Source organism: Halorubrum yunnanense (genome assembly GCF_026586675.1).
Lineage (GTDB): Archaea > Halobacteriota > Halobacteria > Halobacteriales > Haloferacaceae > Halorubrum > Halorubrum yunnanense.
In genome coordinates this window covers 72391-85744 of record NZ_JAODIX010000007.1, presented here as the reverse complement: position 1 = coordinate 85744, position 13354 = coordinate 72391, and the positions used below count along the sequence as shown (strand labels likewise).

Annotated in this window: 9 protein-coding genes and 2 pseudogenes; 4 read left to right on the top strand and 7 right to left on the bottom strand. The window is 64.9% G+C overall.

Features of this window, described 5'->3' with window-relative positions; translation table 11 throughout:
• Positions 1-5 precede the first annotated feature (5 nt).
• From N5096_RS02080 to N5096_RS02055, 6 genes and pseudogenes are all read right to left on the bottom strand, one after another.
• Positions 6-710, bottom strand: a complete 705-nt coding sequence (locus N5096_RS02080) for an ABC transporter ATP-binding protein (RefSeq protein ID WP_267662679.1) — start codon at positions 708-710, stop codon at positions 6-8.
• Positions 707-1522, bottom strand: coding sequence for an ABC transporter ATP-binding protein (locus N5096_RS02075; protein ID WP_267662699.1), 816 nt, complete (start codon positions 1520-1522; stop codon positions 707-709). Before N5096_RS02075 ends, N5096_RS02080 begins: the two co-directional genes overlap by 4 nt.
• A 146-nt stretch (positions 1523-1668) precedes the next feature.
• Positions 1669-3042: a branched-chain amino acid ABC transporter permease gene (locus tag N5096_RS02070; protein ID WP_267662678.1), complete on the bottom strand. Its 1374-nt coding sequence runs from the start codon at positions 3040-3042 to the stop codon at positions 1669-1671.
• Positions 3039-3983 carry a branched-chain amino acid ABC transporter permease gene (locus N5096_RS02065; protein WP_267662698.1) on the bottom strand — a complete coding sequence of 315 codons (945 nt, stop codon included), beginning with the start codon at positions 3981-3983 and terminating at the stop codon, positions 3039-3041. The genes N5096_RS02070 and N5096_RS02065 overlap by 4 nt, the downstream gene beginning before the upstream one ends.
• A gap of 354 nt (positions 3984-4337) precedes the next feature.
• Positions 4338-5996: a gamma-glutamyltransferase gene (gene ggt / locus N5096_RS02060; RefSeq protein ID WP_267662677.1), complete on the bottom strand. Its 1659-nt coding sequence runs from the start codon at positions 5994-5996 to the stop codon at positions 4338-4340.
• Positions 5997-6309: 313 nt separating this feature from the next.
• Positions 6310-6498 (bottom strand): annotated as a pseudogene (locus tag N5096_RS02055) (cold-shock protein); the annotation flags it as partial.
• A gap of 256 nt (positions 6499-6754) precedes the next feature.
• On the opposite strand from N5096_RS02055, the gene N5096_RS02050 reads away from it, so the two are divergent.
• The 3 genes and pseudogenes from N5096_RS02050 (at position 6755) to ddfA (ending at position 10039) form a co-directional block, all read left to right on the top strand.
• Entirely contained in the window at positions 6755-7381 is a 627-nt protein-coding gene (locus tag N5096_RS02050; RefSeq protein WP_267662676.1) for an outer membrane protein assembly factor BamB family protein, read from the top strand.
• A 251-nt stretch (positions 7382-7632) separates the two neighbouring features.
• Positions 7633-7965 (top strand): annotated as a pseudogene (locus N5096_RS02045) (zinc ribbon domain-containing protein); the annotation flags it as partial.
• Between the two features lie 1759 nt (positions 7966-9724).
• The gene (gene ddfA, locus N5096_RS02040; protein WP_267662675.1) at positions 9725-10039 is read left to right on the top strand and encodes a DdfA family disk-determining factor; all 315 of its coding nucleotides are present in this window, start codon (positions 9725-9727) and stop codon (positions 10037-10039) included.
• Between the two features lie 85 nt (positions 10040-10124).
• Here the strand turns inward: ddfA and N5096_RS02035 are convergent, their stop codons facing one another.
• Positions 10125-10559, bottom strand: a complete 435-nt coding sequence (locus N5096_RS02035) for a MoaD/ThiS family protein (RefSeq protein WP_267662674.1) — start codon at positions 10557-10559, stop codon at positions 10125-10127.
• A gap of 157 nt (positions 10560-10716) precedes the next feature.
• Here N5096_RS02035 and N5096_RS02030 point away from each other — a divergent pair, with 157 nt between their 5' ends.
• Positions 10717-13005: a nitric-oxide reductase large subunit gene (locus tag N5096_RS02030; protein WP_267662673.1), complete on the top strand. Its 2289-nt coding sequence runs from the start codon at positions 10717-10719 to the stop codon at positions 13003-13005.
• The last annotated feature ends 349 nt before the right edge of the window (positions 13006-13354 follow it).

Genomic DNA, 13354 nt, shown 5'->3' with positions numbered 1-13354 from the left:
GCCGACTACCCGCCGAGGAACTCCCGGCGGACCTCGTCGTCGTTCAGGAGCGCAGTCCCCTCGTCCTCGAACCGGTTCTGCCCGTTCGCGAGCACGTACCCGCGGTCGCACCGACTGAGCGCCTCCTTGGCGTTCTGCTCGACCATCAGGACCGCCGTCCCGCTCGCGTTGATATCGTCGATCTTGTCGAACATCTCGTCGACGAGGTCGGGCGCGAGCCCCGCGCTCGGCTCGTCGAGTAGCAGCAGCTCGGGGTCGAGCATCAGCGCCCGCCCCATCGCGAGCATCTGTCGCTGGCCGCCGCTCAGCGTTCCGGCCCGCTGGTGTTTCCGCTCCTCGAGGATCGGGAACCGGTCGTAGACCATCCTGAGCTCCTCCTGTGGAACCTCGTCGAGGATGTACGCGCCCATCTCAAGGTTCTCCTCGACGTCGAGCTCCGCGAAGACGTTGTCGCTCTGCGGGACGTACCCCAACCCCTTGTGGATCACGTCCTCGGGCTTCGTGCCGCTGATGTCCTCGCCGTCGAACGTCACCGTGCCGCCCATGTGCGTCGTCAGTCCGAACACGGATTTCATGACGGTCGACTTGCCGGCCCCGTTCGGGCCGACGATGGTGACGTACTCCTCGCTGTCGACATCGAGATCGACGTCGGTGAGGATCTGGAGGTCCCCGTAGCCGGCATCCAACTCGCGGACCTCGAGCAGGCTCATACCTCACCCCCGAGGTACGCCTCGATGACCTCCTCGCTCTCCTTGATCTCGGCCGGGGTCCCGTCTTTCAGGATCCGGCCTTGGTGCATGACGATGACCCGCTCGCAGTTGTTCATGATGAGGTCCATGTCGTGTTCCACGATGAGGAAGGTGTACCCCCGCTCGCGCAGCTCGTGGATGTGCTCGAGCAGCCGCTTCTCGAGCGTCGGATTGACGCCCGCGAACGGCTCGTCGAGGAGCAGCACGTCGGGGTCGGTCAACAGCGCGCGGGCCATCTCCAGCAGCTTCCGCTGGCCGCCGGAGAGGTTCCCGGCGTACTCCTGCGCGAGGTGGTCGATTTCGAAGAAGTCAAGAACCTCCCAGACGCGTTTGAGCTGCTCGGTCTCCTGCTCGCGCACCGACCCACGAGTGAGCGGCATGATGGACCGCCACAGCGACTCGCCGACCTGACCCTTCGGCGCGAGCATCATGTTCTCGAGGACCGTCATCTCCTCCAGCTCGCGAGCGATCTGGAACGTCCGCGCGAGCCCCCGGTTCGCGATCTCGTGGGGCTGTAACCCGGTGATCTCCTCGCCGTTGAACCGGACCGTCCCGTCGGTGGGGTCGAGCATCCCGGTGATCAGGTTGAACGTCGTCGACTTCCCGGCCCCGTTCGGACCGATGAGCCCGGTGAGCGTCCCCTCTTCGACGTCGAAGGTGACGTCGTCGACGGCGGTGATCCCCCCGAACTCCTTTCGGAGTCCCTCGACCTCAAGCGGGGCGTACCGGCCCGCCTCGTCTCCGGCGTGCGTCTCGGGGTCGTCCTCGACCAGCTCCGCCAGGTCGGTCCCGAGCGAGTCCCCGTCGGTCGAGGCGTCGCCCGCGGCCGACGACGGCTCCTCGCTCGACGACGGCTCCCCATCGGTCTCCGTCTCTTCGACCGGCGGGGACTCGCCCGTGGCGGATTCGTCGGTTCCGCTCACTGTTCGTCACCCCCGTCGGCAGCCGCCGGCTTCCCGGTCGACCCGCCGCTTCCCGGCCGCGCGAGGTCCACACTAGACGCCGTTTCCTTGCGGTGACCGAGCAGCCCCTCGGGCCGGTTGTGCATCAGCCAGATCAGCACCACACCCATGATCACCAGCCGCAGCTGGCTGACGTTATCGAGCGTGTACACGATAAACGGCATCGGGTCGAGCGAGGCGAACCCGGCCATCGCCTCGCCGAAGTTCCGCGGCGCGTCGCCGAGCTCGAAGGCGGTCTGGACGAGGTTTTTGAAGTACCGCGGCCCCTCGTACAACAGCCCGGCAAAGATTGCACCGCCGAGGAAGCTCCCGGTGTTCGAGCCGGCGCCGCCGATGATCAGCGCGATCCAGATGAAGAAAGTGATGTTCGGCCGGAACGACGGCGGCGTGATGCTCCCTTGGCCGGAGTACCAGAGGATACCGCCGAGCCCCATCAGCGCGGCGCCGAGTACGAACGCCGTGAGCTTGAACCGATCGGTGTCTTTCCCTAAGGCGTTCGCGACGTCCTCGTCCTCGCGGATCGCCTTCAGCACGCGTCCGAACGGGGACTTCCCAATCCGGGAGAGCAGCAGGTAGAACAGCCCGACGCCGATGAGGAGAACGATTCCGTAGAAGAGCCCGTCGAGCACCGGCTTGGGGTTGTTCGAGATGACGTTCGCTTGGACGAACGAGACGAACCCGAGGTACGGCTCCCAGAGGAAGAGCAGCCGGAGCAGCGCCTCGAGCGGGTTCGTGTAGTTCAGGATGAGTCCGCCCCCGCCGCCGAGACCGACCGTGTCGGCCGCCGGGTCGAACGTGAACAGCCAGAGGTCGATTGTGTCCGGCACCGCGAACGTCTGGAACGTCCGGGACATCATCGTGAACCGGACGATCTCGGAGAACGCCACCGTGACGATCGCGAGGTAGTCAGCCCGGAGTCGGAGCGCGGGGAGCGCGACGAGGAGCCCGAACAGTCCCGCCACCGCCACGCCGGCGATGACGCCGACGATGAGCGGGAGCCCGAACCCGCCCACCTGCGCGGCGCCGTCCCCCACCGGCGGCTTCGAGACGAGCGCGGTGGTGTAGATGCCGATGCCCATGAAGCCGACGATGCCGATGTTGAACAGCCCGGTGTACCCCCAGTGGAGGTTCAACGCCATCGCCATCATCCCGAACACGCCGATGAAGAACGTGAGGTTCGCGATCGAGTTCAGCTGTCCGCGGAGGCCGTAGCCGAAGGCGACCCCGGCGAGGATGTACGCTAGGTAGAGGGCGCCGAGGACGGCGAGCACGAGCGTCAAGTCGTGCTCGAAGAGCCCCTTGAACCGCCCGCGAATACCGTCGGTACTCATGCTGTGGTCCTCCCGCTGAAGATGCCTTCAGGCTTGAAAAGTAAGATTACGATCATGACCAGGAATGCGGCCGCGCGGCCGAACGCCGAGGGGATCCAGATCACGGAGACGGAGGCGGTGAGACCGATGATGATCCCGCCGCCGATCGCGCCGTAGATCGACCCGATCCCGCCGAGGATGACCGCGGCGAACACCAACAGCAGCAGCAGCCAGCCGTCGTTGAATCCGAGCGTCCCCTTCCAGAGGATGAACATGTACCCCGCGACTCCGGTGAGCCCGGCGCCGACGATCCACGTCGTGCGGATGACCTGTTCGGTCGGGATCCCCGTGATCCGGGCGAGGTCTTCATTATCGGACATCGCGCGCATCGCCTTCCCGAGCTTCGTCCGCTGGAGCAGCAGGTGGACGCCGAGCATGAGGCCGCCGGCGACGACCACGAGGCTGATGTCGTGGGCCGTCACCCGGAACGTCCCGTCGATCGCCGGGACGCTCACGCGCGGGACCGATCCCGCGTCGGTGGTCCCCCGGACCCCCGCCCCGAAGACGAACTGGAGCAGGTATCGGAGCGCGAACGCGACCCCGATGCTGGTGATAAGCAGCGCGATGCCGCTCTCGTCGCGGATCGGCCGGTAGACGAACCGGTCGATGGCCAGCGCTAAGACGATCGCCGCGACCCCCGCCACGATGGCGCCGACGAGGACCGCGATCGGGGCGGTCGTGACGCCGATACCGAGCGCGCCGCCGAACACCGATCCGCCCGCGCCTACGAGCAGGAGCGCGCCGACGCTGTTCTCGCCGAATCCGGCGATGAGATAGCTGGTCGCCATCCCCGCGAACGCCCCGCTCGTGAGGTAGTCGCCGTGCGCGAAGTTCGCGAAGTTGAGAATACTGTACGTCATCGAGAGTCCGATACCCGCCAGCCCGATCACTAGCCCCCTCAGTAACCCGTCCCAGACGAGGGACGCGAGCCCGCTGATCTGGATCCCCCCGTTCAGGAGCCCGGAGACGAGTGACCACGCCATCCACAGGCCCACGAACAGGACCACGATGGCGAGCGGTTCCTCGCTGAGGGTTTGGCGGTACCGAACGTACGTTTCAGAGACACTCACGTGATAACACTCCTTAACATACCGTGTGAAATCAACCTATAAGACGTTTTCTACCAAGAACCGTCCGGCGTTTGCTATATTTACCCACATGGATACTCGATTAAATGTTTAAATACGTCCGAGCCCGGCTCGACCGGGACCGCTGCGGTCGCTCGGAGACCCTGACCCGCCCGCCGACCGGGCGCGTCAGAACCCCTGCGCGTTGCCGTCCTTCCGGGGCTCGGTGGCGGCCGAGAGGACCCCGTCTTCGTTGCGGACGATCTGCGCGCCGCCGAACTGGACCGGCGAGAGGGTCCTGACGTGGTGGTCCTTCCGGACCAGTTTCGCGGCGACGTCGTCGTCGAAGTGGGGCTCGACGCCCAGCTCGCCGCTCTCGCGGTACCGCCACCGCGGCTCGTCGAGCGCGCGCTGGAGCGGCATGTCGTAGTCGACGACGTTCGAGATCACTTGCACGTGGCCCTGCGGCTGCATGTACCCGCCCATCACGCCGAAGGCGGCCCAGTCGTCCTCGTCGAGCCGGACGACGGCGGGGATCAGCGTGTGGAACGGTCGCTTCCCGGGTTCGAGGCTGTTCGGGTGCTCGGGGTCGAGCGAGAACGACGCGCCGCGGTTCTGGAGCGCGATCCCCGTGTCGCCCGCGACGAGCCCGGAGCCGAACCCGGCGAACCGCGAGTTGATGTACGAGACGACGTTGCCCTCGTCGTCGGCGACAGTGAGCAGCGCCGTGTCGGCGTCCTCGGCGTTCGCGTTCGGCACGCCGAAGGCGACGTCGTGGTCGGCGGTCGGCCCGACGCCGGCCGCTCGCTCCGCCGCCCAGTCGGTCGACCCGAGCGATGGGACCTCCTCGTAGTCGGGGTCGGTGATGTAGCGGTGGCCGTCGTGGAAGGCCAACTTCATCGCCTCCGCGAAGTAGTGGACGCGCTCGGCGGTGTCGTAGTCGTGTTCGCCGGCGCCGAGCTCGCTCGCGACGTTGAGCGCCTCCAGCGCGATGAGCCCCTGGTTGTTCGGCGGGAGCTCGTACACCTCCGCGCCGTTGTACGTCGTCGAGACCGGGTCGGGCCACTCGACCTCGAAGCCCGCGAGGTCGTCGACGGTCATGAACCCGCCCTGCGACTGGACCTCCTCGGCGATGGCCTCGGCGATCGGCCCCTCGTACACGGCGTCGGCGCCGCGCTCCGCGATCGTCCGCATCGACTCGCCGAGCCGCGGCAGGCGGACCGTCTCGCCGGCCTCGGGGGCGTCCCCGTCGAACAGAAACGCCTCCCGGGCGTGGTCGTCGGTGAACAGCGCCTCCGCGCCGGCCCAGTAGGACGCGATTACCTCCGAGACCGGGTACCCCTCGGTGGCGTACCTGATGGCGGGCTCAAGGGCGTCGGCGAGGGTGAGCCGGCCGAGCTCCTCGATCGTCGCCTCCCAGCCGCGGGCCGTGCCGGGGACCGTGACCGCGTGCGGGCCGTAAAAGGGCATCCCGGCCTCGTCGGTGCCGTCGACCGCGTAGCCGCCGTCGTCCGGGTAGTACGCCGACGCGTCGTCGTCCTCCCGTATCGCCTCGCGGACGTTCTCGATCGTCGCGTCCGCTGGGGCGCCCCCGCAAGCGCGCATTGCTCCGACCTCGCCGTCGGCCGTTCGGTACAGCGCGAACACGTCGCCGCCGAGCCCCGTCGACGTCGGCTCGACGACGTTGAGCGCGGCCGCCGTCGCCACGGCCGCGTCGAACGCGTTCCCGCCCTCGCGCAGCGTCTCGATCCCCGCCTGACTGGCGAGGGGCTGGCTCGTGGCGACGACGCCGCGCTGGCCGTACACCGTCGACCGCCGCGAAGTGAAGCGGTCTAAGTCTGGTTCCATACCTCCGATCCGGCTGCCCGGCGTATAAACACCGGTCCGGATCTATCCGGCCGACACGCCGGCGAATGGCGGTACTCAGTCGGCTGAAAACCCGACCGTGGAGGGGATCGGTATTCCCGTTGAAGCGTCCAGCGCGTCTAGATTGGAAGCCCCTGTTGACAGGGCTGTACCCGTTGGAATGCACGTCCTCGGTGATAATGGGACGGCTACCGTCGAAGGGTCACGCGAAAGCGTGCTTGAACCCCGAGGAAACACGAAACCTCAAACTCCACCTCGTGGAATCCTCGCCCTTTAGCGCGGGGAGGATGTCAATGAGATTCACGGCGCGTGGGCCTTTGTCGGTGTCTTCCATATCGAACTCAACCACATCACCTTCGGAGAATCCAGTCTCAACACTATTCTCTCCGTGGAAGAAGGCGTCTTCGGCCGAAGCGGAAGTCTCGATGAACCCATACCCTCCGGTGTCGTTCCAGAAGCCGATGACACCTCGGTGCTCTCTCATGGAGAACTGTAGCACAGCTTTCGGCTAAATCGTTCGGGCCTTCGGAGGATCCGACCCCTCATCCTCGCAGTTGCGTCGTGTCGAAGTCTATACGCGGAATCACGGAGAAAGTCCCGCGCTTTACAATGACGTCCTCCTCGCCCTTCACAGTAGTTGCCGACTCTGAGGCTGCAGTTCGCAGGCTCGGGAATGGTCGGGACGGATGATGTTTGTGCCCGTGGGCAAATTATTTCCTCGCTGGATCGCACCAACGGATGTGAGTCTCTCGCTTGAATGGCAGATGGAAACAGGGGCACGGATCCGCGCACCACCGACCGTCGATCGAGGGATGGTCTTCGTCGCCGGAGATGACCACCACATCTATGCGCTCGACACAGACACGGGGAGCGTCGAGTGGGAGTTCGAGACGAACGATGTTGTCAGGCATTCACCGACGGTGTCTGTTGATACCGTCTACGTAGGCAGTGACGACGAGACGGTCTACGCGTTAGCCCGCAGCGATGGGAGCGTCCGGTGGACGTTTGTAGCCGATCGTCGCATCACGTGCTCGCCGGTCGTCGACGACGGGACCGTCTTCTTCGGGAGTACTGACGGCCACATGTATGCCCTTGATGCGAGCGATGGTAGCGAGGAGTGGGTGTTTGAAACGAAGGGGCGTGTACGATCAGCGCCGACCGTCGCCGGAAACACTGTTTACGTGTCGAGTGGCGACCACCGAGTGTACGCTGTCCATCGCCCGACCGGAACCCCAGCGACACAGGGGAGTAGCACTGCGACGCGTGTGTTCAGTCCCGGCAAGGATTACTGCCCGATGTGTGGACAGGAACTTCAACAGATGGCGTCGCCGGACTTCTGTCCGGGTTGCGGATACCAACTTGGGTGAGCAGGAGCTCGGAGGCGAATGGAATACAGACAGTGGAGCGTACGGGTGGTGAGCTACGGTGGTTCAGGCGAAAAGCCGACGACTCCGATCGCGGTAGATCAGAATTCGGTGTCACAATTCGGGCAGAACGCGGCTGTTTCGAATTCGTCAAACTCCGTTCCACAGGGCGGACAAAACGAGTTCGGCGTGTCTCCATCACCAACGGGCGACGAAGGGAGTCTCCGTCTCACCACCGTCGTACACGTTCGTGTTGGGCGTTCGACCGCATCTACCAGTACCTCGAATACAAAGGCGAAATGCGGGGTGTTGCGGTGCTGAAAGAGAACGAGTGGAACACCGCAAAAACGTGTTCGCGATGTGGAGACGACACGAAATCGAACCGTGTCGAACGTGGCCTGTACGTCTGCTCGTCGTGCGAGTTGGTAGCCAACGCGGACTGTAACGGGGCGGAGAATATGCGTCAGAAGATAACTCCGAGTCCTCACGGCGAGGATAGGAGTAACGGCTGTGTGGCACAGCCATCGACACACCTGTTCGACCGCGAGAGCGGGACGTTTCACACGAGAGAACAGGTCGTGTCGTAGACCAGCAAATATCCCACCTGCGGGACGGGAAGCCTCGCCGTCGTCGGGCTCTGCCCGACTGCTTGAGGGATCTCCGATCCCTCTCCGTTTCCGGCGAGGAGGATGTCACCTGAGGGAAGACCCCTGCCTTAGACTGCCAGTTGTTAGAATCAATGACCGGGCGTTGAATATCCGGTTGGAGTGGCGTCGGTGGAGTAGCGAACAGAGTGTCGGATTCATCCCGAGGCTAAGAGCGCGGGTATTCTCCTTGCTTTTATAGACAGTAATTTATATTTACCTGACTATAGGCGCTAAGCCCCCGTCCTCAAGGAGCGAACGAAGTGAGCGAGTAGGGCGGGGATACAGCGCCGTCATCGCTTTACTTTCACTACACGGAATAGCCTTACTACCCCTGCGGTCGATGTCGGTAGTACGATGCTCACCACGCTTCCGGTGGTGTTCAAGCGCGACAAGAAGCGCGCACCCTTGGTTGTGGCTGAGTGTCCATCCGGTAGGAGTGGGACACTCCGAACCACCCGTGAAGGGAAGTCGCCTGCGGAGTCTGGAATCCCTGTGCCCACGTCGGGTATAAATTCCGACGCAGAAACAGGAAGCCCTGTCCTCAACAAGCGAGGGGCGAGTAGCCCCGAGCGCGGTAGGTCAGGGTAGTTCACTGGTACTCTGTTATCGTACACCGTCTCGGGATCTGACCGAACGGTCCAGTGACCGAGTTCAGTACAACCCAATGCACGAAGCAGAGCAACTCAGGCAGAGAGCGATCTCGAACCCCAGACGGCTCGTCAGCGAAATCGATGACATAGATCGGCTTCTCGGGTCCAACGACGCGATAGCGCAACGGCACGCGACGGAAGCAGCCCGAAAAGTCGCATACGTTAAACCCGAAGAGATGAGACGCTGCAAGCGGTCGCTCATAGAGGTCGTTCGGAACGGCCGAACTACCAGTGCTCAGACGAGTGCGTGTTTTGCACTCGGATATATCGGCCGAGTCGACGAGCAGGCGCAGGAGTTGCTCACCGAGCCGCGATGTGACCGAAGCAACACCGCGGTCAGGCGGGCTGCGGCCCGTGCTCGGAACTCGATTGCGCGCCAAGCGCCGCCCAGTCAGTCGTCGAATTCGCCATCAAACACTGCTACGGCATCGGACACCGACGTATACGAGCATACCAGTTCCGACACCAGCGTCTACGACCGCGGATCGACCTCGTCGGAAGACACCCAGGTGTTCGATCCGGGATCGAAGCCGTCAGCGGAAGTCCCTAACTTTTGTGCGAACTGCGGTCGTGACCTCCGAGATCAGACGTCACCGAACTTTTGCCCGGACTGTGGAACCGACGTGTGATAGTTCCGGGGCTGATTGAGCGCAACGACGATTTCTCGGTACAGATCTCAAATCCGTTGCATCTGACCTTCAGCCTCGGATGCAAGGCACGGTATCGGTGAGCTACTTCGAGGGGTGAGCAGCTCGTCGGTTCAGACGTCCGTGCGCAATCGAAACGCGATCGGCCGCGCCCATATTCCGGGAGTCGAGTGGCCTGAACGCCCGCACGCGGCTTGGAGGGGTTGTGCATCAGTACGATCGCCAGAGAGCGCATCGACCGCTCGCCGAGGGAACGCCGACCAACGAGATCGGAAGCCAGACGGTGCCGATCCTCAGGAAGTGTCAGATAAGCGTCCAAATATATTCGGTAGAAGGGCTTTGATTCGTCGTGTCTAAGTTAGATCGTTGGAAGAGCGACACGGATCTCGTTACACACCCGTCATGAACATCAAAACAAACTGGCACGAGGACGCCCCCGTACACAACGTCAATTTGGACGACGCCACCGACCGATCGGCGAGCTACGCAGTGGTCACGAGTATCGCGGATCTGACCGACCGAGACCCGGACGACCTCGAACCGCTGTGGGACAGCGTGGACCCGGACGCGTTGGATACGTTTGTCGCTCACGCGAACGAATCCTCGACTCCGTATCGACTCACCTTCCGGTACGAGGGGTACGCCGTCGAGATCGCCGAGAACGGCCGGCTTCAGCTCACTCCGGGTGGGGAAGCGGTCTCGACCGCGAGCGTGTAGCCTCGGAGCGCGACCGCTCCGTCGGGTCTCCCGAACGGGGACCCCGCCTCCGTGAGCAGGCCCGTCCGGACCTGTCGCTGAGGGGCTAACAACAGAACATGAACGGGTACACCAGAGCGACGCGGTCGCCCGCTTCCAGCGTCGTGTCGAAACCCTTCTCGTTCTCGTTGAACTGACCGTTCACGAGGATTCGGGCGTACGCGATCGTCTGCTCACCGACCGGGTTCTTCGTCCACGTGCCGGGGAGCTCCTCGGGCGTCGGCGCCCAGCCGCTGTGGGTCGCGTCCGCCTCGGTCTCGGCGATGAGCATGTCTTGGAGCTCCGGGTACTCCTCGAACAACTCGTCGAGAAACTCCCTGAGCGTGTCGCCCGCGAACGCGTACTCGAACTCGTACTCCCCGAGCTCCGTCCGGACGTGTCCGGTACAGCGCACGGTGACGGTCGTCTCGGCTTCGGGACCGGTCGCCGCGTCGGGGGCCTCCTCGACGGCGGGCTCCGCCGCCTGCTGATTCGGAGTCATACCGCGACGTAGGGCTCTCCCGTGGGTAAGCGCCCTCGCGAACATGTTCGTGGTCCGCTCCGACCCAAGGAGTGCGGCGGGTGTCCCGTCTCACCGGAACGGCACCCGAACATGTTGCCGCGAAACTGATAGGGTGAGCGGGGGCAAGCCCCCGCCGATGGAACTCACACGCAAGACGATCGCGAAGCTCATCGTCGCGGCGTTCCTGCTCAACCTGGTCGTGATGGGTGCCGGGGCGTGGTTCGCGTATCAGGAGGCGCCGCCTGTCCCGGACGAGGTCGTCGGGCCCGACGGCGAGGCGATCGCGACCGGGGAGTCGATCCAAGACGGGAAGGCGGCGTTCCAGCAGTACGGGCTGATGAATCACGGGTCAATCCTCGGGAACGGGGCGTACTACGGCGAGGATTACACCGCCGACGCGCTCGACCTGAAGGCCGAGCACATGCGCGATTACTACGCGCGGGAGGAGTACGGCGCGGGCTACGCCTCGCTCGACTCCTCGGAGCAGGCCGCGGTGGCGGAGACCGTCCGGGAGGACCTCGACAGCCCCCACGACGGCGGGGCGATCGAGTACTCGGCCGCGGAGGTCTACGCCCACGAGCGAGTGCGCGAGACGTACGCCGAGCGCTACCACGAGGGCGATCACGACCGGGGCGTGCCCGCGGGGATGATCGAATCGTCCGCCGAGGCCGAGGATTTCGCCGACTTCGCGCTGTGGACCGCGTGGTTCTCGCACACCGACCGGCCCGGCACCGACAACTCCTACACCAACGAGTGGCCCTACTCGCCGCCCGCCGGCAACGACGCCACCGGCGCCGCGATGATCTGGAGCGTGATCGCGATGGTCCTGCTCGTCGGCGCGGCGGGCGCCGGCATCCTCCTCTACAAGTCGGTCAGGCTCCCCGAGCCCTCGGCAGAGGGGATCTCCGTCCCCGAGCCGGGCGACGTGAGCGTCTTCCCGAGCCAGCGTGCGGCGCTCCGGTTCATCCCCGTCGCCGCCGGGCTGTTCCTCGCGCAGGTGTTGTTAGGCGGGTTGTTAGCCCACTTCTACATCGAGCGCGCCGGCTTCTTCGGGATCGAGGAGCTGTTCGGCGTCCACATCCTCCAGCTGCTCCCCTTCGCCATCGCGAAGACGTGGCACATCGACCTGGGAATCCTGTGGATCGCGACGACGTGGCTCGGCGCCGGGCTGTTCCTTCCGCCGCTCCTGACCGGCCACGAGCCGAGCGATCAGGCGCGGTACGTCAACGTCCTGCTGGGCGCGCTCGTGGTCGTGGTCGGTGGCGGGATGGCCGGCATCTGGCTCGGCGCCAACGGCTACCTCCCCGGCGAGCTGTGGTGGCTCCTCGGCAACGAGGGGCTGGAGTACCTCGAGGTCGGGAAGGTGTGGCAGGGCGGCCTGCTCCTCGGGTTCGTCCTCTGGGCGGTCCTCGCGATCCGGGGGCTCAAGCCCTTGCTCGACCGTGAACCGGTCTACGGGCTCGCGCACATGATCCTCTACGCGGGCGGCTCGATCACCCTGCTGTTCGTCGCCGGCTTCATGTTCACGCCGTCGACGAACATGGCCGTCACGGAGTTCTGGCGGTGGTGGGTCGTCCACATGTGGGTCGAGGGCGCCTTCGAGTTCTTCATCGTCGCGATCATCGGGCTCACCCTCGTCTCGATGAACCTCCTCACCCGCCGTAGCGCCGAGAAGGCCGTCATGCTGCAGGCGCTTCTGGTGATGGGGACCGGCGTCATCGGCGTCTCGCACCACTACTGGTGGATCGGGATGCCCGACTACTGGGTGCCGATCGGGAGCGTCTTCTCGACGCTGGAGCTGCTCCCGCTGATCTTCATCCTCTACGAGGCGATCGGCCAGTACCGGGCGATGACTGAGACCGGCGGATTCCCCTACAAACTCCCCTTCATGTTCATCGTCGCCAGCGGGGTGTGGAACTTCGTCGGCGCCGGGGTGCTCGGCTTCTTCATCAACCTCCCGCTCGTCAACTACTACGAGCACGGCACCTATCTCACCGTCGGGCACGCCCACGCGGCGATGTTCGGCGCGTTCGGGTTCCTCGCGCTCGGGATGGTCGCGTACATGCTCCAGCTGTCGATCGACCCCGAGCGCTGGGACGGCTCGTGGCTCCGCGCGTCGTTCTGGCTCTGGAACGTCGGGCTCGCGCTGATGGTGTTCGTCTCCGTGCTCCCGGTCGGGTTCCTCCAGCTCGACGTCGCGTTCACCGAGGGCTACGCGGCGGCCCGGAGCCTCGCGTTCTACGAGCGCCCGCTCGTCCAGGCGTTGTTCTGGGCGCGGCTCCCGGGGGACACGCTGCTCATCCTAGGAACCGTCGTCTACGCCGCCGACGTGGTCCGGAAGCGGTTCGTCCTCCGGCGCTCCGAGGACGACCCGACCGTCGACGACATGGCCGTCGCCGAGGGGATCGTGGGGGACGACGACTGACTGCGCGAGCGGTTTCGCGGTTTTTCAGTCGGTTATTCACAAACCGTTGCCGGGGGTGAGAGGGAGGACACTCGCGAACACCCGGTCGGTCCCTTATAAATGGCCGACCACGGGTCGACGGCGAACACCTCCAAAGCCCCAGCCGCTCGGGTATAAATGCCAGCTGGCAGATCGACGGCAAACACCTCCAAAGCCCCAGTCGCGAGGACTCGCGCGGCTTGTTGCGCGCCTCGCTCAGTCGCTCGCGCTGCTCGCTCCCTCGCTGCGGTGCTTACTGCGCCGTGCTTCGTCCTCGCGACTGCCCCTTTGAGTCCCGCCCCGCACCGCAACCGCACCTCATACCTCCCCA

Bases quoted from the DNA above. Each gene is read 5' to 3' on its own strand.
- N5096_RS02070 (WP_267662678.1), bottom strand. From the start codon at position 3,042: ATGAGTACCGACGGTATTCGCGGGCGGTTCAAGGGGCTCTTCGAGCAC.
- ggt (WP_267662677.1), bottom strand. From the start codon at position 5,996: ATGGAACCAGACTTAGACCGCTTCACTTCGCGGCGGTCGACGGTGTAC.
- N5096_RS02080 (WP_267662679.1), bottom strand. From the start codon at position 710: ATGAGCCTGCTCGAGGTCCGCGAGTTGGATGCCGGCTACGGGGACCTC.
- N5096_RS02030 (WP_267662673.1), top strand. From the start codon at position 10,717: ATGGAACTCACACGCAAGACGATCGCGAAGCTCATCGTCGCGGCGTTC.
- N5096_RS02035 (WP_267662674.1), bottom strand. From the start codon at position 10,559: ATGACTCCGAATCAGCAGGCGGCGGAGCCCGCCGTCGAGGAGGCCCCC.
- ddfA (WP_267662675.1), top strand. From the start codon at position 9,725: ATGAACATCAAAACAAACTGGCACGAGGACGCCCCCGTACACAACGTC.